This is a genomic window from Hyphomicrobium sp. 01T421 (genome assembly GCF_056398805.1).
Map to the genome: position 1 here is coordinate 372,743 of NZ_JBFTQC010000001.1, position 24,940 is coordinate 397,682.

The 24,940-nt window shown below is 60.6% G+C and carries 19 protein-coding genes; 14 read left to right on the forward strand and 5 right to left on the reverse strand.

Going from position 1 to position 24,940, the window contains the following annotated elements; all coding sequences use genetic code 11:
* Positions 1-421: 421 nt before the first annotated feature.
* Together AC1DK3_RS01790 and AC1DK3_RS01795 are read left to right on the forward strand one after the other, a co-directional pair.
* Positions 422-1,633, forward strand: a complete 1,212-nt coding sequence (locus tag AC1DK3_RS01790) for an efflux RND transporter periplasmic adaptor subunit (RefSeq protein ID WP_477192849.1) — start codon at positions 422-424, stop codon at positions 1,631-1,633.
* Position 1,634: 1 nt separating this feature from the next.
* A complete protein-coding gene (locus tag AC1DK3_RS01795) occupies positions 1,635-4,814 on the forward strand; it encodes an efflux RND transporter permease subunit (protein ID WP_477190587.1) in 3,180 nt (1,059 codons plus the stop codon).
* Here the strand turns inward: AC1DK3_RS01795 and AC1DK3_RS01800 are convergent.
* Both AC1DK3_RS01800 and AC1DK3_RS01805 read right to left on the reverse strand, forming a co-directional pair.
* Positions 4,811-6,052, reverse strand: coding sequence for an MFS transporter (locus tag AC1DK3_RS01800; RefSeq protein ID WP_477190588.1), 1,242 nt, complete (start codon positions 6,050-6,052; stop codon positions 4,811-4,813). The two genes, AC1DK3_RS01795 and AC1DK3_RS01800, sit on opposite strands and share 4 nt — an antisense overlap.
* A gap of 53 nt (positions 6,053-6,105) precedes the next feature.
* Complete coding sequence (locus tag AC1DK3_RS01805) at positions 6,106-6,648, reverse strand: PRC-barrel domain-containing protein (protein ID WP_477190589.1); 543 nt, start codon at positions 6,646-6,648, stop codon at positions 6,106-6,108.
* 249 nt (positions 6,649-6,897) lie between these two features.
* On the opposite strand from AC1DK3_RS01805, the gene AC1DK3_RS01810 reads away from it, so the two are divergent.
* The gene (locus tag AC1DK3_RS01810; RefSeq protein ID WP_477190590.1) at positions 6,898-7,746 is read left to right on the forward strand and encodes a fumarylacetoacetate hydrolase family protein; all 849 of its coding nucleotides are present in this window, start codon (positions 6,898-6,900) and stop codon (positions 7,744-7,746) included.
* 2 nt (positions 7,747-7,748) lie between these two features.
* On the opposite strand, the gene AC1DK3_RS01815 is transcribed toward AC1DK3_RS01810, so the two are convergent.
* Positions 7,749-11,096, reverse strand: coding sequence for a hypothetical protein (locus tag AC1DK3_RS01815; RefSeq protein WP_477190591.1), 3,348 nt, complete (start codon positions 11,094-11,096; stop codon positions 7,749-7,751).
* Between the two features lie 297 nt (positions 11,097-11,393).
* Here AC1DK3_RS01815 and AC1DK3_RS01820 point away from each other — a divergent pair, with 297 nt between their 5' ends.
* From AC1DK3_RS01820 to AC1DK3_RS01845, 6 genes are all read left to right on the forward strand, one after another.
* Positions 11,394-11,885: a Fur family transcriptional regulator gene (locus AC1DK3_RS01820; protein ID WP_477190592.1), complete on the forward strand. Its 492-nt coding sequence runs from the start codon at positions 11,394-11,396 to the stop codon at positions 11,883-11,885.
* A gap of 60 nt (positions 11,886-11,945) precedes the next feature.
* Positions 11,946-12,848: a zinc ABC transporter ATP-binding protein ZnuC gene (gene znuC / locus AC1DK3_RS01825; protein ID WP_477190593.1), complete on the forward strand. Its 903-nt coding sequence runs from the start codon at positions 11,946-11,948 to the stop codon at positions 12,846-12,848.
* A complete protein-coding gene (locus tag AC1DK3_RS01830) occupies positions 12,849-13,652 on the forward strand; it encodes a metal ABC transporter permease (protein WP_477190594.1) in 804 nt (267 codons plus the stop codon). It abuts the gene before it with no gap.
* Positions 13,653-13,688: 36 nt separating this feature from the next.
* Complete coding sequence (ispG, locus tag AC1DK3_RS01835; RefSeq protein WP_477190595.1) at positions 13,689-14,954, forward strand: flavodoxin-dependent (E)-4-hydroxy-3-methylbut-2-enyl-diphosphate synthase; 1,266 nt, start codon at positions 13,689-13,691, stop codon at positions 14,952-14,954.
* Between the two features lie 233 nt (positions 14,955-15,187).
* Positions 15,188-16,510 carry a flavin-containing monooxygenase gene (locus tag AC1DK3_RS01840; RefSeq protein ID WP_477190596.1) on the forward strand — a complete coding sequence of 441 codons (1,323 nt, stop codon included), beginning with the start codon at positions 15,188-15,190 and terminating at the stop codon, positions 16,508-16,510.
* Positions 16,511-16,662: 152 nt separating this feature from the next.
* Complete coding sequence (locus AC1DK3_RS01845) at positions 16,663-17,310, forward strand: outer membrane protein (RefSeq protein ID WP_477190597.1); 648 nt, start codon at positions 16,663-16,665, stop codon at positions 17,308-17,310.
* 27 nt (positions 17,311-17,337) lie between these two features.
* Here the strand turns inward: AC1DK3_RS01845 and AC1DK3_RS01850 are convergent, their stop codons facing one another.
* Positions 17,338-18,243, reverse strand: coding sequence for a polyprenyl synthetase family protein (locus AC1DK3_RS01850; protein ID WP_477190598.1), 906 nt, complete (start codon positions 18,241-18,243; stop codon positions 17,338-17,340).
* A gap of 100 nt (positions 18,244-18,343) precedes the next feature.
* Between AC1DK3_RS01850 and mtgA the strand changes: the two genes are divergently transcribed.
* The 4 genes from mtgA (at position 18,344) to AC1DK3_RS01870 (ending at position 22,704) form a co-directional block, all read left to right on the forward strand.
* Positions 18,344-19,819, forward strand: coding sequence for a monofunctional biosynthetic peptidoglycan transglycosylase (mtgA, locus tag AC1DK3_RS01855; protein ID WP_477190599.1), 1,476 nt, complete (start codon positions 18,344-18,346; stop codon positions 19,817-19,819).
* 179 nt (positions 19,820-19,998) lie between these two features.
* Positions 19,999-20,184 (forward strand): 50S ribosomal protein L32, encoded by a 186-nt coding sequence (gene rpmF, locus AC1DK3_RS01860; protein ID WP_092868335.1) that lies wholly within the window; start codon positions 19,999-20,001, stop codon positions 20,182-20,184.
* A gap of 167 nt (positions 20,185-20,351) precedes the next feature.
* The gene (locus tag AC1DK3_RS01865) at positions 20,352-20,756 is read left to right on the forward strand and encodes a hypothetical protein (protein ID WP_339085780.1); all 405 of its coding nucleotides are present in this window, start codon (positions 20,352-20,354) and stop codon (positions 20,754-20,756) included.
* Between the two features lie 175 nt (positions 20,757-20,931).
* Positions 20,932-22,704, forward strand: coding sequence for an EAL domain-containing protein (locus AC1DK3_RS01870; RefSeq protein ID WP_477190600.1), 1,773 nt, complete (start codon positions 20,932-20,934; stop codon positions 22,702-22,704).
* A 66-nt stretch (positions 22,705-22,770) separates the two neighbouring features.
* Here the strand turns inward: AC1DK3_RS01870 and phaR are convergent, their stop codons facing one another.
* Positions 22,771-23,418: a polyhydroxyalkanoate synthesis repressor PhaR gene (gene phaR / locus AC1DK3_RS01875; RefSeq protein WP_477190601.1), complete on the reverse strand. Its 648-nt coding sequence runs from the start codon at positions 23,416-23,418 to the stop codon at positions 22,771-22,773.
* Between the two features lie 277 nt (positions 23,419-23,695).
* Between phaR and AC1DK3_RS01880 the strand changes: the two genes are divergently transcribed.
* Positions 23,696-24,886, forward strand: coding sequence for an acetyl-CoA C-acetyltransferase (locus AC1DK3_RS01880; protein ID WP_477190602.1), 1,191 nt, complete (start codon positions 23,696-23,698; stop codon positions 24,884-24,886).
* Positions 24,887-24,940: the final 54 nt, after the last annotated feature.

Below are 24,940 nucleotides of genomic sequence, written 5' to 3' on the forward strand. Positions count from 1 at the left end.
CCTTTGGAACGCTGGTCGCGCGTCATCGTTGACGCGCGTCATGCCCGCGCGAGAGAAGCTTAAAATCCGTGGATTTTGTTTACCGCGATGCTCACGCAAATTGAGGTCTAGGGACGTGCGGAGACGCCGCTCGCGGTAAACCGCGAGTACTATGCGAACCCGGCGAGCGCCATCCCGTGCGAGTCAGGGATCCCTCGATCTTCACGCCGAGCACACCAAGGCAGAGCCCCGTTAAATAAACGCCATCTTGGTCGACATCGGACATCGAAATCCCAATAGTATCCGTACGCGGAATGTTTCTCGGCCGTGTTGCGGCGGGAAATGTGAAACGACGTCCGACGGAACAGCCGTCCTGAACCGTCGTTTATTGGAGGCGGGCTGTCCGCCTCACAACTTCTCCGCTGCCACGCATGGAGCAGTCCTGTTGAGGTCGCTCGTTAGAACTTTTATCTGGCTGGTTTTGTTGGCGGGCTTGGCTGGCGGTGGCTATTGGGTCTGGCAGCATCACCGCGCCGAAACACGGACGGTGGAAAAAAGTGCGGACGAGCGCGTGCCCGTCACGGTCGCGGCCGCGGCCACAAAGAACTTCCCGGTCTATTTGGACAGCCTCGGTACGGTGCAAGCCTGGAATACGGTGACGGTTCGCTCGCGCGTTGATGGCGAGATCACCAAGGTCGCCTTCGACGAGGGCCAATTCGTCAAGGCCGGCGATCTTCTGATCCAGATTGACCCGCGGCCTTATCAGGCCACTCTCGATCAAGCCGTCGCCAAGAAGGCGCAGGACGAGGCCAACCTCGCCAACCTGAAGCGCGATCTCGAGCGTTTCGAAAAAGTCGGCACGCTCGCAACCACGCAACAACAGATCGACACGCAGCGGTCGAACATCACGCAGCAGCAATCTCTCCTCAAGGCCGATGCCGGAGCGATTGCAAATACGGAGGTTCAGGTCGTCTACACGACTATCAAGGCCCCGATCTCCGGCCGCGTCGGTTTCCGTCTCGTCGATCAGGGCAACATCATCCACGCGGGAGACACGGGCGGCGTCGCGACCATCGCGCAAATTCAGCCGATCGCCGTGATCTTCACGGAGCCGGAAGAACGCCTCCCGCGCATCCTCGATGAGCTGAAGCACGGACCGTTGGCCGTCACCGCATTCACGTCGGACGGCAAACAAGAACTCGCGAAGGGCGAGCTTTCGCTTGTCGATAACCAAGTCGACACGACTACCGGCTCGATCAAGCTGAAGGGGAGATTCCCGAACAAGGAAATGACTCTTTGGCCCGGGCTAACCGTCGCGACGCGCCTGCTGATCACGACGGAAAAGAATGTCGTCGTTATTCCCGATGCAGCCGTCCAGCGCGGACCCGATAAATTATTCGCCTATGTGGTCGGGCCCGACAGAAAAGCTGAACGGCGCGATCTCGTCGTCGGCGAAATCCAAGATGGCCAGGCTGTCATCGAGAGCGGCGTGAAGGCCGGAGAGCTGGTCGTTACCGCCGGATATTATCGCCTCGAACCCGGTTCGGCCGTCGAACTCCCGGATGATCGGAAAAAGGAGGAGCCGAAGCAGAAAGCGACGCCTCCGGGCGCGCCGGTATCCGAATCCAAGCACACCGTGCTGGAGGCCGAGTAACATGGCGACCGGCGGCGTATCTGGCATCTTTATCCGTTATCCGATCGGCACCTCGCTCATCATGGTGGGCATTCTGTTCGTCGGCGTCGTCTCGTTCCTGAACCTGCCAGTCGCGCCGCTGCCGCAGATTGACTTCCCGACCATCCAGGTTTCGGCCACGCTTCCCGGCGCCAGCCCTGAAACGATGGCGTCGAACGTGGCGCAACCGCTCGAGCGCCAGTTTGCGCAGATACCCGGAGTGACGCAGACAACGTCGACCAGCGGCCTCGGCGTCACAACCGTGGTCGTGCAGTTCGATCTCAATCGCGATATCGACGGCGCCGCTAACGACATCCAGGCGGCCATCAACGCCGCAAGCGGTCAGCTGCCGCAAAATCTGCCTCAGCCGCCGATCTATCGGAAGGTCAATCCGGCAGACAGCCCTATTTTGATCCTGTCCGCGTCGTCCGACGAAATGACCCTGACGACGGTCGACGACAACGCCGACACCAAGCTCGCGCAGCAGATCAGCCAGATCACCGGCGTCGGACAGGTGGTCATCGGCGGCGAGCAGAAGCCGGCGATCCGCATTCAATTGGATCCAGCCAAGCTCTACGCGCGCAACCTTACGCTTGAAGAGGTCCGCATCCCGCTGTCGATCACGACGGTCAACAGCCCTAAGGGCTCGCTCGACAGCACCAATCGCGGCTACACGATCTACACCAACGACCAGCTGACGGACGCGAAATCATGGGACGACGTGATCCTCGCCTACCGCAACGGCAGTCCGATCCGCGTTCGCGATGTCGGTAAGGCAATCCGCGGCCCCGAGGATGCGAAAAAGGCGGCGTGGACGAACGGCAAGCGTGGCGTGTTTCTCATCGTATTCAAGCAACCCGGTGCGAACGTCATCGAAACCGTGGACCGCATCAAAGCCGAATTGCCGCGGCTCCAAGCATCGATGCCGAAGGCGATTCAAATCGACATTTTGAGCGATAGGACGCAAACGATCCGCGCGTCCGTTGCCGATGTGGAATACACGCTTCTCCTTTCGGTCGCGCTCGTCGTCGCGGTTATCTTCGTGTTTTTGCGAAGTTTGTGGGCGACCATCATTCCGAGTGTCACCGTTCCGCTCGCGTTGTTCGGCGCCTGCGCTCTGATGTATGTCATGGGCTACAGCCTCGACAATCTTTCGCTCATGGCCTTGACGATCTCAGTCGGTTTCGTCGTCGATGACGCCATCGTCGTCTTGGAAAACATCGTCCGCTACGTCGAGCACGGCGACACGCCGTATGACGCGGCGATGAAAGGTGCCGAGGAAATCGGCTTCACCGTCATATCGATCAGCGTCTCGCTCGTCGCAGTCTTCATCCCGCTGTTGCTCATGAGCGGCATCATCGGCCGCATCTTTCGCGAGTTTGCCGTCACCGTTACGATGACGATAGCGGTTTCCGCCTTCGTCTCGCTGACGCTGACGCCGATGATGGCGTCGCGGTTTTTAAAGAGCGAGAAAGACGTCAGGCACGGCCGGCTTTACAATTTGAGCGAACGCGGCTTCGCTGCGCTGCTCAATGCCTATACCCGCGGTCTCGACTTTGTGCTCCGCCATCAGTTCTTCACGCTGATGTCGTTTTTCGCGACGGTAGCGCTCACTGCCTACCTCTTTATCGAGATCCCAAAGGGCTTCTTCCCTCAGCAGGATACGGGCCTCATCACCGGCATTTCCGAAGCGGCTCAGGATATTTCCTTCCAGGCGATGCTTAGCCGCCAGGAGAAGATTGGCGACGTGGTCGCAAGCGATCCCGCTGTCGCAACCGTCGCCATGGCCATCGGAGCTGGAGGTCCCACCTCCGCTCTCAACAGTGGCCGCGTCTACATAACCTTGAAGCCAAAGGACCAGCGCGATGCTTCGGCATTTGATGTCATTCGCCGGCTTCAGCCGAAGCTCGCAAAAGTCGAAGGGACGCGCCTCTTCATGCAGGCAGCCCAGGACGTGACTGTCGGCGGCCGCTCTTCGCGAACGCAGTTCCAGTATACGCTGCAGGACGCGAACGAGAATGAGTTGAACACCTGGGCCCCGAAGATTCTCGATAAGCTGAAAACCTTGCCCGAGCTCCGCGACGTTGCGACAGACCAGCAGCTCGCGGGAACGACGCTCACGATCGAAATCAACCGCGACGAAGCCTCGCGCTACGGACTAACCCCCGATGCAATCGATGCGACGCTCTACGATGCATTCGGTCAGCGCCAAATCGCTCAGTATTACACGCAGCAGAACAGCTACCACGTGGTCATGGAGGTGCTGCCATCCATCCAGGGCGATTTGGGAAGCCTCGACAATCTCTATATTCGCTCGCCGACGACCGCCGGTCTCGTTCCGCTCGCGACCTTCGCGAGTTGGACAACGCGCCCAACCGCGCCGCTATCCATCTCCCACCAGGGGCAATTCCCCGCGGTTACGATCAGCTTCAACCTAGCGCCGGACGTGTCTCTCGGTACCGCGACGAACGCGATCAAGGCGGCCGAACGCGAGCTTCGCCTTCCCGCGTCGATGCAGACGACCTTCCAAGGCAACGCTCAAGCTTTCCAGCAATCGCTGACGACAATTCCGCTGCTGATCGCGGCCGCACTGTTCGTCGTCTATCTGATCCTCGGCATCCTCTACGAAAGCTACATTCACCCGATCACGATTCTCTCCACGTTGCCGTCGGCCGGTGCGGGCGCGCTCGCGACACTGATGATCTTTGGATACGATTTCAACCTGGTGGCGATGATCGGCATCATTCTGCTGATCGGCATCGTGAAGAAGAACGGCATCATGCTCGTCGACTTCGCCATTCATGCCGAACGAAACGAGCATCTCTCGGCACTTGAAGCGATCCGCAAGGCATCGCTGTTGCGCTTCCGGCCGATCATGATGACGACGCTCGCAGCGCTCCTCGGCGGTGTTCCTCTCATGCTGGGAACGGGGACAGGCGCCGAAATTCGTCAGCCTCTCGGCTATGCGATGGTCGGCGGCCTGGCCATTAGCCAGGCTTTGACGCTGTTCACGACGCCGGTTATCTTCCTCTACATGGATCGCCTGTCCGACTGGGTGACGCGCACCCCGCGTAAAAAGTCCGCAGCGCCTGCGCCGGGCAAAACCGAGCATGCCGAGCCGCACGCACCGCCACAAGGCGCGAAGGCCGCGGAAACAACCTAAGCAGGCTCGGCGACGGGCTCGTCGACGATCCTCGTCTCGGGCAACGCCAGCGTTATCAGGAGAAACGCGAACAATCCGATCATTGCGAGCGTCAAGAACGCCGCCGACGTACCGAAGTGGAGCGCGATCTCGCCCGCGAGAGTCGTACTGATCGACGCGCCGACGCCCATCGCAACGCCGACGAATGCAAGTGCGAGATTGAAGTTGCCAGTATCGCGCGTCACGTCGGCGACGGCGCCCGAAACGAGCACGCCAAGCGCCGTCGCCGATATGCCGTCGAGCAATTGGATGCTGACCATAGTCGTCGGATCGGAGCTGAACGACATCAAGGCCGCGCGAACCGGCAGCGCAGCAAATCCCAACAACAGAAGCGGGCGACGGCCGTGGCGATCGCCGTATCGGCCGAACCACGGGGAAATCAGGGCAACGATGAATTGAGGAACGATAATGCAAAGCGCAACGAGAACGGTCGCTGACTGGGTCGAGCGCAACGTGATCAGGTTCGCGGCGAGCGGCAGCACGGCGGCATTGGAAAGATGGAAGAGAGCGACGGATCCCGCCAGGATGAGCAGCGGCCGTATGTTCAAAAGAGTCTTCGCGGCTTGGACGAAGTGATATTCGGGTTCCGGTTTCGGCTCCAGCTCTTCGCGGTGAAAGTCCGCGGGGATGATAAGGTAGAGCGCCATCACGGCCGGAACAGTCATCGCCGCTGAAACGAAGAACACAGCTTGGCTCGATAAGTAATAGCCGATGGCCCCCATGCTCGCGGCCGCGACCATGCTGCCGAGCGAAGAAAAGCGGGCATTTCGCCCCAGGCGTTCTCCGATGAGATTATGACCTACAAGCCCAAGGCTGATCGCGGCAAGCGCAGGCCCGATCACCACGCTCGCAATCGAGTGGACCACTTGCGCTAGAAAGACAGCGTCGAACGTTGGCCAGATCGCAATAGAGAGTGCCGTGGCGCCGACAAGAAGGGTGCAAGCCGCAGCAAGCGTTCGTTCGCGTCCTACCGCGTCGACCAGCGCGCCCCCGGGCAGCTGGCCGAGCAGCGCAATGACGCTACCGACCGTCAGTACGAGCCCTATGTCGGCGTTCGTCCATTTTTCGGTCGTCAGATAAACGGTAAGGAATGGGCCAAAACCAACCTGAGCGTCGGCCAGGAAGAATGCAAACCAGTCGACGCCGATTTGGCTTCTTTTGGAGGGCGCTTGCACCAACGGCGCTTTGAAGCCGCGCATGGCTCAATCCGCGGCACAGAAAAGAGCGGCTGCGGCGGACGAATGCGCCGCCGTCATTTGGTTGACGCCGGAGATGGCGGTGGAGGCGAAGTCCTGGTTAGCGGCGGGGGTGCGCCGGCAGACCCGACAATGACGATCGGTTCGCCCGGATGATATTCCGGCGTCACGCGCAACTCATCGCGTCCCATCTCGAGGGTGATGCCTCCTGAGGAAAAGTGCAATGTCTGCCAGGCAACGGCGATCTTGCGCGAGCCGACCCCTAGGAAGCCCCCGAAATCGATCACCGCGGCGCGCACGTCGCCCGAATGTCCGACGATAATATCGGTGACTTGCCCGAGCTTTTCCCCGGTCGTGCTTTTCACATCCTTTCCAAGTAGGGTTTCGACCGTGCTGTCGTCGACCACGATCGCAGGCGTCCCGAGGGACGACGGCTCGACCGGCGGAAATTTTTCTTCGGCTTTCGCGGGCGAAGCGGCATCCGCCTTCGGAGCCGGCGCGGGGCCTGGTGCCGTGTCCGCAGTTGCGCGTCCCGGTCCGATGCCCGCCGAGACTGCGATGGCCAGAAGACAAAGACCTGTCGCAAACCTCTTTCGCATCGATCGATCCTCAGACCTGATATGGCGGGGACTTCACTTCTGTGCTGCTCGCCGGCGTTTGCGAGAACACATCACAGCGCGATTGTAACCAGCGGTGAGCGCGCAAGTTCCGGCAGCATTTCATCTTTGTGAGGGATGCCGCCACCGGGCCGACCCCGGCCATCATGGGGCCTGCGATTGGCAGCCCTGGCGTTTTCTGCTTAGAAGCTCGCCGATCCGCTTGATGGCGACCTCTGGAGATACCTGTAGATGAAACTCGTACGCTTTGGCGCCCCCGGCGCCGAGAAACCCGGCATCCTCGACAACGAGGGTGCAGTCCGCGATCTTTCAGGGATAATTCCGGATTTCTCGGGCGAGCACCTGGCGCCGGCAGCGCTCGCGCGGCTGCGCGGTCTCGATCTGGCGTCGCTTCCGAAAGCACCAGAGGGCGCACGTCTCGGCCCCCCGGTGGCGGGCACGCATAACTTCATCGCGATCGGCCTCAACTACGCCGACCACGCCAAGGAGACGGGCCAGGAAATCCCGGCCGAGCCCATTCTCTTCAACAAGGCTTCGACCGCGATCTGCGGCCCCAACGACGACGTGATGTATCCGAGAAATTCCAGACATCTCGACTGGGAATGCGAGATCGCTTTCGTCATCGGCGCGCGCGCGCGATATGTGGAGGCAAAGGACTGGGCGAACTACATCGCCGGCTACTGCATCTGCAATGACGTGTCGGAACGTGTCTTCCAAAGCAAGCGTGCCGGTCAGTGGGTGAAGGGCAAGTCGGCGGAGACGTTCGGGCCGATCGGTCCCTGGCTCGTCACTCCGGACGAAGTGCCCGATCCCGATAACCTAGCCATGTCTTTGGACGTCAACGGCGTGCGCAAGCAGAACGGCTCGACGTCGACGATGATCTTCAAAATCCCCGAGCTTCTCGCCTACGTGACGCAATTCATGGTTCTGGACCCCGGCGACATCATCACGACGGGCACGCCCCCGGGTGTCGGCACCGCGCGCAACCCGAAGGAATTCCTGAAGGCAGGCGACGTCATGGAACTCAAGATCGAGGGCCTCGGCACGCAGCGTCAGAAGGTCGTTGAATTCAAGCTCTGACCTCAAGCCTCGCCGTCTTCTTCCGGAGGAGGCTGACCCAACGGCCTCTTCATCAGGCTCCGGAAATCCGTTCCGGTCCGGAGGGCGAGCTTCTGGCGAATCTCGTCCCATGAGCGCGGATTGTCGAGGTCCAGCCGGCCCAGGGCCTCTTGAACGTATTTGAGCTGATCCTTCAGGTCCTGCTCGCCGTGGGCAAGGCCCTCATCCGGCTGCGCGGCAGCTTCGAGATCGTCGATCAGCGTGCTGATGAGGCCGGTTTCCGGGAACAACAAATAAAGCGTTAGCTCGTTGCGCACGAGTCCGTCGGCACCCTCAAGCAGTGATAGTTTCCGCTCGTCGCCACCCGCTTCTTCGCGGAGACGAGAAACAACGTCATCAAGAAGGCGTTCCTGTCCATTCTGAAATTCGCGCAGCAAGAAATCGAGGTTCTCATTCTTCTTGCTGTGCGCGTTGAGCGCTTTCCATGCTTCCAGGATCGCATCGCGCGACTCCGGAAGGCTCAAGCGCGTATCGACGATGTCGGACTGCAAATTCACTGCTTCGAGCAACTCTTCGCGGTAGTAAGCGACGAGCCGTTGACGCTCTTCCTGTGAAAGCGGCGGGATGCCGGGAAGCGCCTGCTGCTGCTCCCGTCGGCGTTCGATTTTCGGAACGCTTCCCGTATGCAAAGGCAATTCCGGCTGTGCGCTGCGAAGCACGCCACCTTCCAACGCGGGACGTTCCTGCACGCCCTCGAAGCGTATGCCTTCGTAGCCGTATCCCGGGCTCTCGGGCGCCGTCGCACGGATCATCAGAAGCGTTTCGTAGAGCGCGGGCCGAATGTAATAGAGATCATCGGTGTCACGGTCTGGCGCCACGACTTTCGTAGCGGCGCCGGCATTGATCACACGTCGCACGACGCGCCTGTCGTAATCGTTGTCGATCTCTTTCAGCGTCACGCGCGACGTGAACCCTTCGGTTTCGCGGATCGGCTCGAGCGTGTTGAGCACGATCTCGGAATGCTCACGCGGATGTGGCGCAAGCGCAGCCGACACAAGCTGCTCGAGTTTGGCCCGGTCCTTGGCGCCGGAATCGGCTTTGAACTGCTTATCGCAGACCGACGAGAGATATTCGCGCAGTTCACTCCGAACGCGGTAGCGCTCCGGATTTTGACTGACGCTTTCGACGGCGCCGATATCCGCGCCAGCCGTCAGCACCATGCGGACGCGATCGGCTTGCGATCGCTCCATGTTGCTCAAATCGGCAAGCGCCGAAAACCCGTCCTGGTTGGTGATGGGTTTGAGCGACGTCAGCGTCAGCCACGCTGTCTCATAGGGATGCGCTCCGAGCGCGGCATTGATCGTCGCCTCAAGCTGAGCGCCAGACCGCGCTCTGAAGCTCGGAATATCCGACAGCGGTGAGCGCACGGCGTTGGCGCCGAACAGGCCCGACATGAAGATCAACCCGTCGAGGCCGATCGCAATGGCGAGCGCCAGATACGCGAGCCGGTTTCCATCCTGGAACGCATTGAGCGTCACGACGAAGCGGTGTGCCTTGTCATCGCGTGAAAGCTCGATGTGGTTGATCTTCGTCCGCAGCGCATCCGTGTCGGAGCTTGGAAGCGCGCTATCGGCGAGACAACCGCGCGCGAAGGCGAAGAGATCGTCGGTCGATTTGTTGGCATTGAGTTTGTCGCCGCCGGCGCAGGAATTCTCGAATACCTTTGTGCCCGCCTGCAGCGCGAACAGCGTCGCCGCCGCGTCAGCCGTCGACTTCGGATCGCAATCGACTGTCGAAACGAGCGCCCGGGTCTCAGGCGTCGCCTGCATGGCGCCGGTGATCTCGCCGCACATCCGCTGGACTTGGCCGAGATGTTCGACCGTGGGGTCGGCACGAAACTCCGACTTCGTTTGATCGAAGAGGGGCAGAATTCGCGCGGGATCGCTCTTCGGGCCCGCATCGGTCTGCGCGCTGCCTTCTGCAAGCTGGATGCGCTGCTCGGCGGTCTCCGCTTCCCCTTTGTACTTCGCAAGATCGCCGTCGAGCGTAGCGAGTTCGCGATCGACGGCCGAAAGCCGGGTCTCGACGCCGGACAGACGCTTCTGCGCGTCCTTCATCCGCTCTTGCGCAATCTGAGCGGCGGCCTGAACTTGCGTCAGCTCACCCATACGCTGCCGATACAGCGGCCCGCGCCCCGCCTTGCCGCTTCCTTCGACGCCCTTGTCCTCGGCGAGTGCCTCGACGCGCTTGGCGTCGACATCACGAAGCTTGGCGTCGTACTCGGCCTTCTTGGCCGCGTAATCGGCAGCAAGTTCCGGCCGCTGCCCGGCAAGATTCGACTTTTCATCCGTCAGCGACGTCTTGCGATTGGCCAGTCCCGCCTGACCTGCCTGCGCCGACGATATACGCTCCTGCTGCTCTTTCACCGAGCGCCGGTGCTCTTCGATCTGGTCGTTGACGAAGCGTTCGATCACGCCCTGTGACTGGGCGGCGGCTTTCGTGACGTTTTCGAGCTGGTGCTCATAGCCCTTCCACGCATCGGTCGTGAAAAGCTCTTCCGCCAGGGCCGCGCGACGGGCGGCGATGGCGGTCTCGATGTCGGTGACGATTCCGGCAACCTGGTTCTGCGCGCGAAGTTCGGCGGCGCGCACACGCTCCGACTGCGGGAAGATAGAGGTGAAGAAACTGTCGAACGAGAAGAAGACGCTCGTCGCCATGCAGGCCAGGAACATCAACCAGAGCATCGAATTCCGGATGATGACGCGGACGACCTGCACGTAGGGCCGCACCAGATCACTGGCTGCATAGAGCGCGAAAAGCGCGAAAAGGAGCAGTCCCGCAGCGAACATCAGGAACTTGTCGCTGGCGGCGGACCAGTTGATGTCTTCGACACCCGAATGCTTCGTGCCGCTCTGCCCCGACCATTGCAGGAATAGAACGAACGCCGTGACGAACAGGAGAAGCCCGATGAATGAGCCGATCCACGGCTGCACAGTCGAGCTGACGAGCGAGGATTGGCCCGGCTGCGCCCGAGAATTCATTCCGGTTGCAAAGCTTTCGCCGATCAGCCACGCGACGATCAGCATGATGCCTTGAATGCCGAACGTCACCATGCCGGAGAGCAGGGGCTCGCCGGTGAAATTGTACATTCCTTCCCAGGTCCGCCAGCCCGCAGCAGCCGACAAGACGATGCCGGTCGTACCGAGCAGTGCGAGCCGCCAATTAGTGAAAACGGTCTCTTCGATCACGGCCCGGAGGCGCTTCGCGACCCGCGTTCGAAGCAGAAGAACGAGGCTGCACGTCAAGAATACTGCGATGCCAATCGGCTGGGCGTGCTCCGCCAGCCTGTCGATCAGAAGCTTGATATCCATCGTGAGCTCGATTCCGGCCTTCCGTTTGTGGCGAATCGCCCGCCGCTTACCTTAATAATTGCGCGGCTCAGCTGGCCGATTGGCGGCAACATTAAGACGAAATGTGCTCATCGCATGAACTTCTCTTTAGAATTCGGGAGTTGGATCGATAATCCAAACGAGGTCAAGCGCCTAGCCGCGCCGCACAAAAATCGCGCCGCCGCCTTGAACCGAATGGCGGGCAACCCCGACATGTTATATTGTCCCGTGGCCTGAGGGTTTCTAAAGCGCTTGTCTGGCCGGGTTTAGAGGACTGTTATGGTGACAACGGCAGCCGAAGACCAACGCGCCCGCGAGCGAGTAAAAACGTCGCTTGAGCAGGCAACCGCCATCTTCGCGGAAAAGAACATCAGGTTCACGGACCTGCGCCGTAAAGTTTTCGAGGAAATTGCCTCGACGCTCGCAAGCGTAGGCGCTTACGAAGTCCTCGATCGCCTGGCCAAAAAAGGTACGAGGCTAGCGCCGATTTCGGTCTATAGGGCCTTGGATGCGCTTCTCGAAGCCGGCGTCGTCCATCGGCTCGAAAGCAAGAATGCCTATTTCGCCTGCCGGCGCCTGCATCAGCCGAGAACCGGTCGTCGTCCGATGTTTCTCAGCTGCGAGAAATGCGGGATTGTGCAGGAAGTCGATGGTGACGACATCTTCCACGCCATCGATACCGCGGCCGAAGGCGCCAATTTCGAGCCTCGCGTGCGCTTTGTCGAAGTCTCCGGCACGTGCCAGGAGTGCGCGGCGCGTCGCAACGCATAGGCAATATCAGCAAGACCGCGGCCCGAATTGTCGTCGAGCCTTCGGGCATGGAGAACGTATTTGTCATCCCGTGATGCACCAGGAACGGGTTCGCCGAACGGCAGCAGCGCGACTGACGCCGTGGCCGCGCCTTGCAGCTGCGGTCACAACCATGGCCATCCCCAAACCGATGAGCAGCTGGCTGCGGAGCCCGATCCCGGCGCGCTGATTTCCGCCCGCGGCGTCACGATGTGGCGCGGCAGCCGCGAAGTGCTGTCCGACATCAACCTCGACGTCAGACGCGGCGAGATCGTCACGCTGATCGGGCCCAACGGCGCCGGGAAGACGACGCTCGTCCGAATTCTGCTCGGCATCGAGCACCCCGAACGCGGCCGCATCGTAAAACCGGCATCGACGCGCATCGGCTACGTTCCGCAGCGCTTTGAAGTCAACTCGGCGATCCCGATGACGGTCGAGTCGTTCCTGTCACTTGGTGAGCATACAACGCAGAAGGCCATCAAGGCGGCGCTGGAGGAAACCGGCGCGGCGAAGACGATCAATCAGCAGTTGTCGAAATTGTCGGGTGGTGAAACCCAGCGGGTCTTGATTGCGCGCGCGCTGCTCCGTAAGCCGAACCTTCTTATTCTCGATGAGCCCGCGAGCGGCGTCGACTTCACCGGTGAGGCCGACCTCTACGATCTGATCGACCGCCTGCGCGACAAACATAACCTCGGTGTTCTTCTCGTGTCGCATGATCTTCACGTCGTCATGGCGCGCAGCGATCGCGTGATTTGCCTCAATGGCCATGTCTGCTGCTCAGGCAAGCCCGAGGACGTGTCGCAGCACGCAGCCTACGCCCGGATCTTCGGACCGCAGGCAGCCTCCGTCCTCGGCGTCTACCGCCATCACCACGACCATCGGCACGATCTGACGGGCGAACCCAAGCCCCTCGCGGGCGCGTCACCTCCAGGGCGAGGCTCCTGAGTGTTTGATTGGCCCGAGCCGTTCGTCTGGCGCGCATTATTCGCAGCCGTGGGACTAGCAATCATCGCCGCGCCCCTCGGCTGCATCGTCGTCTGGAGGCGTATGTCCTACGTCGGCGAAACACTCTCGCAAGCGGGCCTCTTGGGGGTCGCGCTGGGCCTCGCGGCCAACCTCGATCTGACGTTTTCGGTCATTCTCGCGGCCATCGCCGCGGCGGGCGTCCTGACGCTCCTCTCGCGCCAGCAAATGGTGCCGCTCGATTCCGCGCTGGGCCTGATGCACCACGCGACACTGGCGCTCGGCATCGCGGCAATCGCGTTGGTGAAAGGCCCGGCCATCGACCTGATGAGCTACCTTTTTGGTGACGTTTTCGCGGTGACGGCGACCGATCTCTACTGGATCTACGGCGGCGGCGCCGTCGTCGTCGCTATCACCCTCTATCTTTGGCAACCTCTCGTGCGGCTTTCCTTGCACGAAGACCTGGCAACGGCTGAAGGCATCAACCCCCGGCTGCCGCGCGCGGCGTTCGACCTCCTTCTGGCGGTGGTGATCGCGGTCGCGATGAAGATCGTCGGCATTTTGCTCGTCATGGCTTTTCTTGTGGTCCCGGCCGTTGCCGCGCGGCCACTATCCGAAACGCCCGAGCGAATGGCTGTGCTCGCTGGGGCGATGGCGATTTTGGGCGTTATCCTCGGCCTTTGGCTGTCACTTTCGAGCGATGCACCGGGTGGTCCCAGCATCGTCATAGCGCTGTGCACAATAGCGTCCATATCGCTTCTGGCGGGAAGCCTCAGACGGCGCTAGAACTTCGCTCCACAGGGTTCCGGAAAGGCCTCCACGATGTCGCACGGCGGCAGCATCACGATGAAAGCCCGGCACGAGACCGTTGCGGTCAGTGTCGGCGGTGTTCAGGTCGGCGGCGGTGCGCCGGTCGTCGTTCAATCGATGACCAACACCGATACCGCCGATATCGCGTCGACGGTGAAGCAGGTGGCCGACCTGGCGCGGGCCGGGTCCGAACTTGTCCGCATCACGGTCGATCGTGATGAGGCCGCCAAGGCCGTTCCCCACATTCGCGACCAGTTGCGCAAACGCGGCGTCGACGTGCCGCTCATCGGCGATTTCCATTACATCGGCCACAAGCTCTTGGGTGATAATCCCGCCTGTGCCGAAGCGCTCGACAAGTACCGTATCAATCCCGGCAACGTCGGCTTCAAAGACAAGAAAGACCGTCAGTTCGGCGCTATCATCGAGACGGCGCTGAAGCACGGCAAGCCCGTCCGCATCGGCGTCAACTGGGGTTCGCTCGACGGCGAGCTGCTGACGCATCTCATGGACGAGAACGCCGGTTCTGCGGCGCCCAAATCAGCCCGCAGCGTCATGCACGAGGCGATGGTGCAATCCGCTCTCCTCTCCGCCGAACGCGCGGAGGAGATGGGACTCGGACGAGACAAGATCATCGTATCGGGCAAGGTGTCGTCGGTTCAGGATCTCCTGGCTGTCTATGCGATGCTTGCCGATCGCAGCCGGTACGCGCTCCACCTCGGGCTCACCGAAGCGGGCATGGGATCGAAAGGCATCGTTGCTTCGTCAGCGGCGCTTGGCATTCTCCTGCAGCAGGGCATCGGTGACACGATCCGCTATTCGCTGACGCCGGAGCCCGGTGGCGATCGCACACAAGAAGTTCGCGCCGCGCAGGAACTCCTGCAGACGATGGGATTGCGATCCTTCGTGCCCGTCGTCGCGGCTTGCCCCGGTTGCGGCCGCACGACGTCGACCGTTTTCCAGGAACTCGCCCGCGACATCCAGAATATGATCCGTGATCGTATGCCGGATTGGAAAACGCAGTATCCCGGCGTCGAGACGCTCAATTTCGCGGTGATGGGATGCATCGTGAACGGTCCGGGCGAAAGCAAGCACGCGGATGTCGGTATCTCGCTTCCGGGCACCGGCGAGTCGCCCGCCGCACCGGTCTTCATCGACGGCAAAAAGGCTATGACGCTCCGCGGACCGAATATCGCGGGCGATTTCAAAGCGATCGTCGAAGATTACATCCAGCGCCGCTTCGGCGTCGCAGAAGTCGCCGGTGGCGCGGCGGCCGAGTAGCCGCCGCCCGCCAGTAACCAAGAAAACTCAGTTCTTCTCGTATAATAGCGAAGGGTAGAACCTGGCGCCGTGCTTTGCGACGTTCCTGCGCTCGCCTTGCGCCCCCTGAATGATGTATCGAGGCCCGGTTACACCTCTTCGACAAGTTACCACCTCTTCGAATGGACCCCCACGCTTCGAACGCAGTTTGCTAAGGACGTGCGCAGCAGCCTCGACGAAGGAATATTTGTAGAATGAGCGAAGGAATAAGCACGCTCGAGCGCCACCTTGTGATCGGCGCAGGACCTGTCGGTCTCGCGATGGCGTCAGCATTGAAGCGTCACGGTATTCCTTTCGACCTCGTCGATTCCGCTTCCGGTGTCGGTGGTAACTGGCTTCACGGCGTTTACCGGCACGCGCACATCGTCTCTTCCAGGAAGGCGACGGAATACACCGATTATCCGATGCCCGCGGATTATCCCGATTTCCCGTCAGCCGATCAGATGCTGGCCTATTTGACGGCCTTCGCCGCAGATCGCGGGCTCCTCGCGTCGAGCGAGTTCAATAAGAGCGTGACGTTCGCGACGCCCGACAGTGGCGGCAACTGGAACGTCAAATTCGCCGATGGCGAGGAACGCAAATACAAAGGCGTCGTCGTCTGCAATGGTCATCATTGGGACAAGCGCTATCCCAAATTCCGCGGCCACTTCGCCGGCGAAATGCTGCACTCCAAAGATTACGTCGGCCCCGAGCAGCTCCAGGACAAACGCGTGCTTGTCATTGGCGGCGGCAATTCCGGCGTCGACATGGCGTGTGACGCAGGACGTTTCGGCCGCGCCTGCGATATCAGCTTGCAAACCGGTTATTGGTATTTACCGAAAACCTTTTTAGGTCGCCCGTTGACGGATATTCCGATTTGGGGACTGCCGATATTTCTTCAGCGTGCAATTCTGAAATCGATCGTTGCCGTCAGCATTGGCGATTACCGGCGCTACGGTCTTCAAAAGCCGAACCATAAGATCTTTGATCGCCACCCGGCATTCGGAACCGACCTTCTCAACGCGATCCGCCTGGGACGTGTCAATCCGCGGCCTGCGATCGATCATGTGGATGGGAACACGGTGACATACGTCGATGGCACGAGGGGCGAGTACGATCTGATCGTCGCCGCAACAGGCTTCAATACATCGTTTCCGTTCCTCCGCGATGGCCTCGTGAAGGTGAAGGACGGCGTGGTGCAGGTTTACGGCGGCGCATTCCCGGCCGGCATTCGGGGGCTTTATATCGTCGGCTGGGCTCAAGCCCGGAACGGCTTCGGCCGGCTCATCACGCCACTGGCCGATCTCTACGCGCGCATGATCACGCTGCAGGACGAACTCACGCTTCCCCTCGGAACCCTCATGGAGAGTTCCTTCACGCAGCGATTGCCGACGACGCATCTTGTCGATCCGGAAAAATCGCGTCGCGAGATTCGGCTCGCCCATTGGATCTTGCCGCTGCTGAAATTGCGGGATCGGCGACTGGCGCGCAAACAAAGGCTCAAATCCGGCAAGCGTCGGCTTACGGCACGCGCATAAAGACTCTCGAAATACTCAATTTAGATCAAATTAATCATGCATAGCAGTTTCCCGGTTTCCGCACCCCGGTTGCCAAATTGGAAACCTATATCCCGTTAGGACGTTAACCAGCTCAAGAATGGCCGGACGGCCGAAGTCATACGGGGTTTAAAATGAAATCGTTTCCAGTCAAATCCGCGTTCGGCGGAGCTGTGTTCCTGCTCACCGCAAGCAGCGGCGGCGCCTGGGCTGCAGATCTCGGTCCCTACCAGCCTTATACGCCACCGCCGGAAGCGCGCTATGAGGCGCCTTCGATCTGGCAAGGTGCCTATGTCGGCATCAACGGCGGCTACGGCTGGTCGAATTCGAATTTCACCAAGCCTGAGGGCGGCTACGGCGGCGCTCAGGTCGGCTACAACTGGCAGCGCGGACGCTTGGTGTTTGGTATCGAAGGCGATTTCCAGGGCGGCGATATCGGCGGCACTAAAACCACGGCCTTTGACGATAAGGTGCGCTCTGACATCAACTGGTTCTCGACCGTACGCGGCCGCGTCGGTATCGCGACCGGACCCTGGCTCATTTACGGCACGGGCGGCGTCGCGTTTGCAGACGTCGATACTCGCGTTCGCTTCAACGACGGCGATAAGTGGAAGAGTTCCGGTACGCAGACCGGCTACGCCGTCGGTGGCGGTCTCGAATGGGCCTTCACTCAGAACTGGAGCGCCAAAGCCGAGTATCTCTACGTCGGCTTGGGCGAGGATGCGCTGGGCGTAAACAACGACTTCCAGACCGTACGTCTCGGTCTCAACTACAAGTTCTGATCCTGAACTGGAGCAGAGCCTCCCGCTTTAGCTTTCGCGACGGCCCATCAGTCGCGCAGCTTCAACGAGGGGCTCTGCTTTGTCTCCGAATATCGCAAGGGCGTCGATGCCGGACGCGATGGAACGGTCGAGATAGCGACGCGCCTCCGCAATTCCAAGCATGCCGATCAACGTCGCTTTGCCCGCGGCAGCGTCTTTGCCTGTCGCTTTGCCGACATCCGCGCTTGATCCTTCTGCATCGAGCAGATCGTCGCTGATCTGGAACGCAGCGCCGAGATGCTCGCCGTAAGTTTTAAGCGCCGCGCGCTGCTCGAAGCTGGCGCCGCCGACGATCGCCCCCATTTCGCAGGCCGCCGTGATCAGCTTCCCAGTCTTGAGCGCCTGCAACCGCATGATGTCCGTGATGGTCGGATCGGGTCGCGCGCCGAGTTTTCCGGCTTCGAGATCGAGAACCTGTCCGCCGACCATTCCATTTGCGCCGGACGCGACAGCGAGAACGTAAACGAGTTCCGCCCGCGCCTTCGGATCGCCCCGGCCTTTTGAGCCGCTGATCAGTTCGAACGCGAGAGCCTGAAGAGCGTCTCCGACCAGAATGGCCGTCCAATCGTCGTACGCCTTCCACACCGTCGGGCGGCCGCGGCGGAGTTCGTCGTTATCCATCGCAGGAAGGTCGTCATGCACCAGCGAATAGCAGTGGATGCACTCGAGAGCGGCGGCGGCGGGAAGGGCGGCCTGATTATCGACGCCGAATAGCGCTGCGCTGTGGAAAACGAGAAACGGCCGAAAACGCTTGCCGCCACCTAGAACGGCGTGGCGAAGAGCCTCAGCCAGCCTCGGAGGCGTGCCCGCGGCCTCCTGCTCGGCAAGAACGGAGGCTAAAAAGGCTTCTACGATTGTTGCTGAGTTGCCAAGCTGGACAAGAAACGGTGACACTGCCTTATGCTCTCCCCAGGGATCGTTCAGCCGCTTAACCAAGGCCATGGTTTGACGCTATGCCGACGCGGTATCACACTATCAGCGATTGAATCAAAGCATGGATCGGCGGGACGGAACATCGGGCTCAACTGCCGCGCCCCTGGCGCCATCGGGCGACCAGGACGTGCTGTTGCCGCCGCGTCCCATTGCGGCCGCTGAAGTCGGCGCGGCACTCGCCCGTTCGCTTGCTCTTGCCAACGCGCTGAGCGCATCCACCGTCCCCGAGACGAGCGAATACCACGCGACGCTAGAAACGTTGCTGCCTGATCTATCACGAGATCTGTCACGAGATCCGTCGCCAGATCGCTGGCAGGCGCCGTTACCGCTACCTCCGAAACCGCTGCCTGCTCGCGCTTTCTTCGAGACATCTCCGCGAGAAGTCATCGAGCCCACGCCCCCATCCGAATCGTTGATGATGGATCGCCCGGAGCCGCAACTCGAACCGGTATCATTCGCATCTGAACCGTCGGAGCCTGCGATACTGCCGCCAACCGTCTCTGATGAAGTGACGGCCCCGCCCGAAGATATTTTTTCCGCAATAGACGCTGAAGTTTCGTCACGCTCATTCTCGGCAGCGGAAAATGGAAGCGCCGAGATTCTCGAAAAATCCGAGGTCCATCAGCCGGTCGTCGACTCCTCAGTCGTCGCGCTTCCAGACAGCTCAGAGCCCGCAAAAGAATTTCTCGGCCAAACGATCCCGCAGCGCATGCTGGAACCGCAGTTATGGGCGCCGCCCCCGCCACCCGCTTTCGACGGCCTGACCGTCGATCGTTCGATGCGACCAGACCTCGTGCAAGTCGAGAAGCAACCACCGGCACCGCGGATCTCGGCCGAACGCGGCTCGCTCATCAAGCGAGGCGTCAAGCTCGTGGCGCTGATCGCTTTGGGATGGCTCGTGGTCGTGCTGCTGCTGATCGTCACCTACCGCTTCATCAATCCACCGGCTTCGGCTCTGATGCTGCAGCAATGGCTCACCGGCCAATCCATTTCGCAAAAGTGGGTGCCGATAGAAGATATGTCGCCGAATATCGTCCGCGCCGTATTGCTGAGCGAGGACGGTCGCTTCTGTCAGCATTCCGGCATCGACTTCGAGGCATTGGAGGATGCTGTGGAGAGAGCGGGCGGCGGCTCCGCCGCGCGCGGCGCCAGCACCATCTCGATGCAGGTCGTCAAGAACATGTTCCTCTGGCCATCGAAGAGCTACTTGCGCAAAGCGATCGAGCTGCCGCTGACCTACGTCATGGAACTCGTCTGGCCGAAGCATCGCGTCATGGAAGTTTACCTCAACATCGCAGAGTGGGGCCCAGGCATATTCGGAGTGGGTGCGGCATCTGAATACCATTTCCGCAAATCGGCCAGAAATCTCTCCGAGCGAGACGCCGCACGCCTCGCGGTCGCCTTGCCTAACCCCTTGGTGCGCAACGCCGGAAAGCCGGGTCCAGGCCTCCAGCGCCTCGCCAACGCCATCCAGGTCCGTATGCGGCTGGCGCCGTCCAGCCAGCTCGCCTGCGTCCTGTCGAAAAGGCGCATTTAAAGGTTTCGCCAGGGGACTGGCATTTCCCGCATAACTTGCGTATAAGCGCCGCCCAAGGGACCGAGCGCCTGGAAACGGAGCCGCCGGTTTATCCAGCGATATAGGGTTAGGCTTTCCCGCCGCTCGTTCGGCGGCCCGTCCGCTTTGGCGGCACGGTTGTTACATTTGGAGCAAGACTGATGGCAGTTCCGCGCAAAAAGACGTCCCCCATGAAGCGGGGCCAGCGTCGTTCTCATGACGCTCTCACGGCACCGGCCTACGTCGAGGACAAGGACAGCGGCGAGCGCCGTCGTCCCCACCACATCGACCTGAAGTCGGGCAAATACCGCGGCCGCCAGATTCTGCCGCCCGCGCTCGAAGAATAGGCATCTTCGCCGATCCATCGAAAATTCAAGGCGCCGTTGTGTTCGCAGCGGCGCCTATTGCCTTTTGCCGGCCACCGTTGCTTGGCAAAACAGGGCTGCCGTGCCAAAAAGCGCGTGCTCGCCCTCAGGCGACGCCCGGGGGATAATCGAAATGTCAGGAGAGCTTCATGTCCGTTAGAGCCATTCCGCTCTTGGTTCTCGCATTCCTTCTCTACAATGCGATCGTCCTGACGATGGGGCCGGAGGCTCTGAAAAACGATATTTTCACAGTCCATCTCCTGAGCGGCGGCGACTGGGCATTTACATGGGGCGACTTCATTTTGCTCGTCACCCTGATCCTGCTCTTCATCGAGATTGTGAAGTCGACATTCACGACGACCTCGACGCTGATCGATCACGCCCTTTCGATGGTTGTCTTCACCGCAGTCGGAGCCGAGTTCTTGATGGTTCCGCAGGCCGCGACGTCGGTCTTCTTCCTGATTCTCATCGCCACGCTCATCGACGTTATCGGTGGCTACACGATCGGCATCCGTGTCGCGCGCCGCGATCTGAACATCGGCGCCGATCAATAAGTTTTCACCGTTCAAAAATGGGACTTCGGGAGCTTGGCTGCCGGAGTCCGTTAAACCTACCTACGATGCGCGATTTTGGCGCTTGTTAAGCCAGCCGAATTCGTTTTCCCTCGAATTCAAGCATCTGCATTCCCGCCATTCGATGGGTGCTGCGATGACAGCCCGAGGGTGAAACGTGGTTTCTGCAGGTGACGCTGACGATCGGCCTCAGGCCGCGGTGCCTGAGGAGAAGCCGAATTCTCCAGATACCGAAAAGCATGATCCTCTGACCGAGACCGAAGGCCTCGACCTCGTCGGCATTCTGTCGTCCATTGAAGAAACCGCCTACGTCTGGGACCTCCGAACAGGTCGCCTCGACTGGGAAAGCAATGCTACCGAAATCCTCGACGTCGGCGATCTGAGCAAGATCTCCACGGGCGCCGCCTATCATGCGCTGATCGCGCCCGAGCACCTGAACGTCCGCCTCGAAGTCTTCTCGCGCAGCGTCGGTGCCGACCGCGAGCGAGGCGTCCCCTATCGCATTCAATATCGTCTGCAGCCCGGCGGCCTGCGGAGCGGCAAGGAAGTCCGCCTCGAAGACCAGGGTCGATGGTGGCCGGGCGCCGACGGACATCCCCAGCGGGCGCGCGGTGTCGTCCGCATCGTTGATGATAACTATCTCGAGCAGCAGCGGCGGCTTGTGCGGAACGATCTCGACGAGCTGACGGGCCAGCTCAATCGCATGCGCCTGACGGAGGCCCTCGGCGCCGTGCTCTCCCGTACCGAACGGGAGCAACGATCCTGCGCCTTCCTCATGATCTCCGTGAACAACTTGGGTGTCATCAACGAAACGTTCGGCCTCGAGGTCGGCGACGAGGTGATCGCTGAAGTCGGCCGGCGAATTCGCGCCAAGCTGCGTGGCGGCGACGTCATCGGACGCTATTCGGCCAATAAATTCGGTATCGTCTTGATGAACTGCGGTGCTGGTGCTGTAGCGACTGCAGCCGAGCGCTTCATCAACGCCGTGCGAGATACGACGATCAAGACGTCTGCCGCTCAGTTGTCCGCAACCGTCTCACTCGGCGGCGTCATCATTCCCGATCAGGCGAACTCCGTGCAAGACGCGGTGAACTTCGCCTTACGGACATTGGACATCGCCAAATCGAAGCGCTTCGATTGCTTCGTTCTCTACGAACCGTCACCTTCCGGAGAAAGCGCACGCCTGCGCAACAAAACGATCGCGGAAAGCGTCGTTAACGCCCTCGATGAAAATCGCATGCGGCTCGTGCTGCAGCCGATGGTCTCGACAAAGACCGGCAAGGCCGAGGTGTACGAAGCTTTGCTGCGAATGGTGCGTCACGACGGAAGCCTCGTTGCCGCCGGCGAATTCGTGCCGATCGCCGAGCAGCTTGGCCTTGCTCGCCTCATCGATCGCAGAACCCTCGAGCTGACGGTCGACCTGCTGAAGCAGCACCGGGAGTTGATTTTATCCGTCAATGTCTCAGGCCTCACGTGCTCGGACAAAGAATGGCTGACGACGCTGCGCCGTGTGACGGCGGGCGATCCCGGCGTGCTCAGCCGCATGATCGTCGAGATCACGGAAACCGTCGCGCTTCACGAGCTCGATCAGTCCGTCAATTTCGTCAACACCCTGAAAGAGCTCGGCTGCCGCGTCGCCATCGACGACTTTGGCGCGGGCTACACGTCGTTTAAAAATTTGAAGCTTCTCAACGTCGACATGGTGAAAATCGACGGCGCGTTCGTGAAAAACGTCGCCAACGACACGAGCGATCAGATCTTCGTAAAGACCATGATCGAACTCGCGAAAACGTTCGGCATGGAAACGGTCGCCGAATGGGTCGGTGATGAGCGTTCCGCGAAGTATCTGACGGACGCAGGCATTACGTACATGCAGGGCTACTACTACGGCATGCCCTTCGACAGCTCCGACTACGTCAAAGCTGCCTGATGCGCTGATAGGCTCGCGGTGAGATGTCTGCGTGGACCAGCCGTTTTCTGAGTGCGTCGAGAGGGCTCAGGTCCGCGATTGCGACAGCTTCTCGATCTTCTGCTGCATCGCTGAGAGCTGCGACTTGAGTTCGCTCAATTCGTCGCGGTCGCCGGATTGTTCCGTGCTTGGCGCTTGAGCCGCGCCCGGGGCTTGGCCCTCGCCGGGCTTGCCACCCTTGCCAGGCGTTCCGAACGAAGCCCACATCGACATCGCCTGTTCGAACATGGCCATGTTCTGTCTGGCTTGCTGCTGATAAAAATCGAACGCAGCCGCAGGATTTGAGAACGCCGAGGCGAATTGCTCGCGAAAGCGAACCTGTTCCTTCGCCAAGTGCTCGAGACTGAATTGCAGATAGCTCGGCACCATGCGCGCGATGCTGTCGTCGTAGAAGCGGATGAGCTGCCGAAGGAACGGAATCGGCAGAAGCGCCTGCCCGCCTTCACGGCTTTCCTGCTCAACTATGATCTGCGTCAGAACTGCGTGAGTGAGATCATCGCCGTTCTTCGCATCGTAAACGACGAAATCGCGGTCGCCACGCACCATCTTCGCCAGATCTTCCAGCGTTACGTACGTGCTGGTTTCGGTATTATAAAGTCGCCGGTTGGCGTACTTTTTAATAACGACGGATTCACGTTTCGGAGCTTGCGTCTGAGGATCTGGGTTGGTCAACATCGCGTTCGTGTTCTCTACTAACGGCGGCTTAGAGTAGGTTGCTGCACTGCGGCAGCGTACCACACCCTGGTGCCCCACCGCCAGACGTTTCTGTCACTCTTTTGGGCGGGGAGAAACCAATGCCGATGGGCAGTCTAGGCAAGAGGTCGCAATTGCTGAAAATAACCACGCGCTGCAAAGTGCCTTGGTCTGCTGATTGAAGCCGTAATAAGTGGCGCGCCGGCAGGGCGTTCTATAAATCTTCAAGCAAAACTACGTGCCCAGGGAGGGGCCGCCAATGAGCCAGGACGCTTCGACAATCGTTATTGCGAGTGCAGCACGCACACCGGTCGGTTCCTTCAACGGCGCCTTGGCATCGCTGCCCGCTTCAAAGCTCGGTGAAGTCGCCATCAAGGCAGCGCTTCAGCGGGCAAACGTGCCGGCAGGGGACGTATCCGAAGTTATTCTCGGCCAGGTTCTGACCGCGGCCCAAGGCCAGGGACCTGCCCGTCAGGCATCGGTTGGCGCCGGTATTCCGGTCGATTCACCTGCCTGGAGCATCAATCAGATCTGCGGTTCCGGCCTCCGCGCCGTTGCACTCGGAATGCAGCAAATTCAAACAGGCGGCGCGTCGATCGTCGTCGCAGGCGGCCAGGAAAGCATGAGCCAATCGGCGCACGCGGCGCACATGCGCGACGGCACGAAGATGGGCGACATCAAGTTCATCGACACGATGGTGAAAGACGGCCTTTGGGACGCCTTCAACAACTACCACATGGGCACGACGGCCGAGAACGTCGCCCGCCAGTGGCAGATCACGCGTGAAGAGCAGGACAAGTTCGCGGTCGCTTCGCAGAACAAGGCCGAAGCCGCAAGGAAGGCCGGAAAGTTCAAGGACGAGATCGCGCCGGTAACCATCAAGGGCCGGAAGGGCGACACAGTCGTCGAGCACGACGAATACATCAAGGATGGCGTCACCTATGACGGCATCGCCAAGCTGCGTCCGGCCTTCGATCCGAAAGAGGGTACCGTTACGGCTGCAAACGCGTCCGGCATCAACGACGGCGCAGCCGTCGTCGTGCTGATGACGGCGGAAGAAGCCAAGAAGCGCGGCATCACTCCGCTCGCGCGCATCGTCTCGTGGGCGACCACAGGCGTCGATCCCTCGATCATGGGCACCGGTCCGATCTCGGCTTCGAAAAAGGCGCTCGAAAAAGCGGGCTGGACGATCAACGATCTTGATCTGATCGAAGCTAACGAAGCTTTCGCGGCTCAGGCACTTGCAGTGAACAAGGGCCTCGGTTGGGATGCCGACAAGGTCAACGTCAACGGCGGCGCGATCGCGATCGGCCATCCGATTGGCGCATCCGGCGCACGTATCTTGAATACGCTTCTTTTCGAAATGCAGCGCCGCGACGCCAAGAAGGGTCTCGCGACATTGTGCATTGGCGGCGGTATGGGCGTCGCCATGTGCGTCGCACGAGACTAAACGCCCTCAATTCCTAAGCGCAGCCGTTTCGAATTGGGCGGCTGCGCCTTTGCA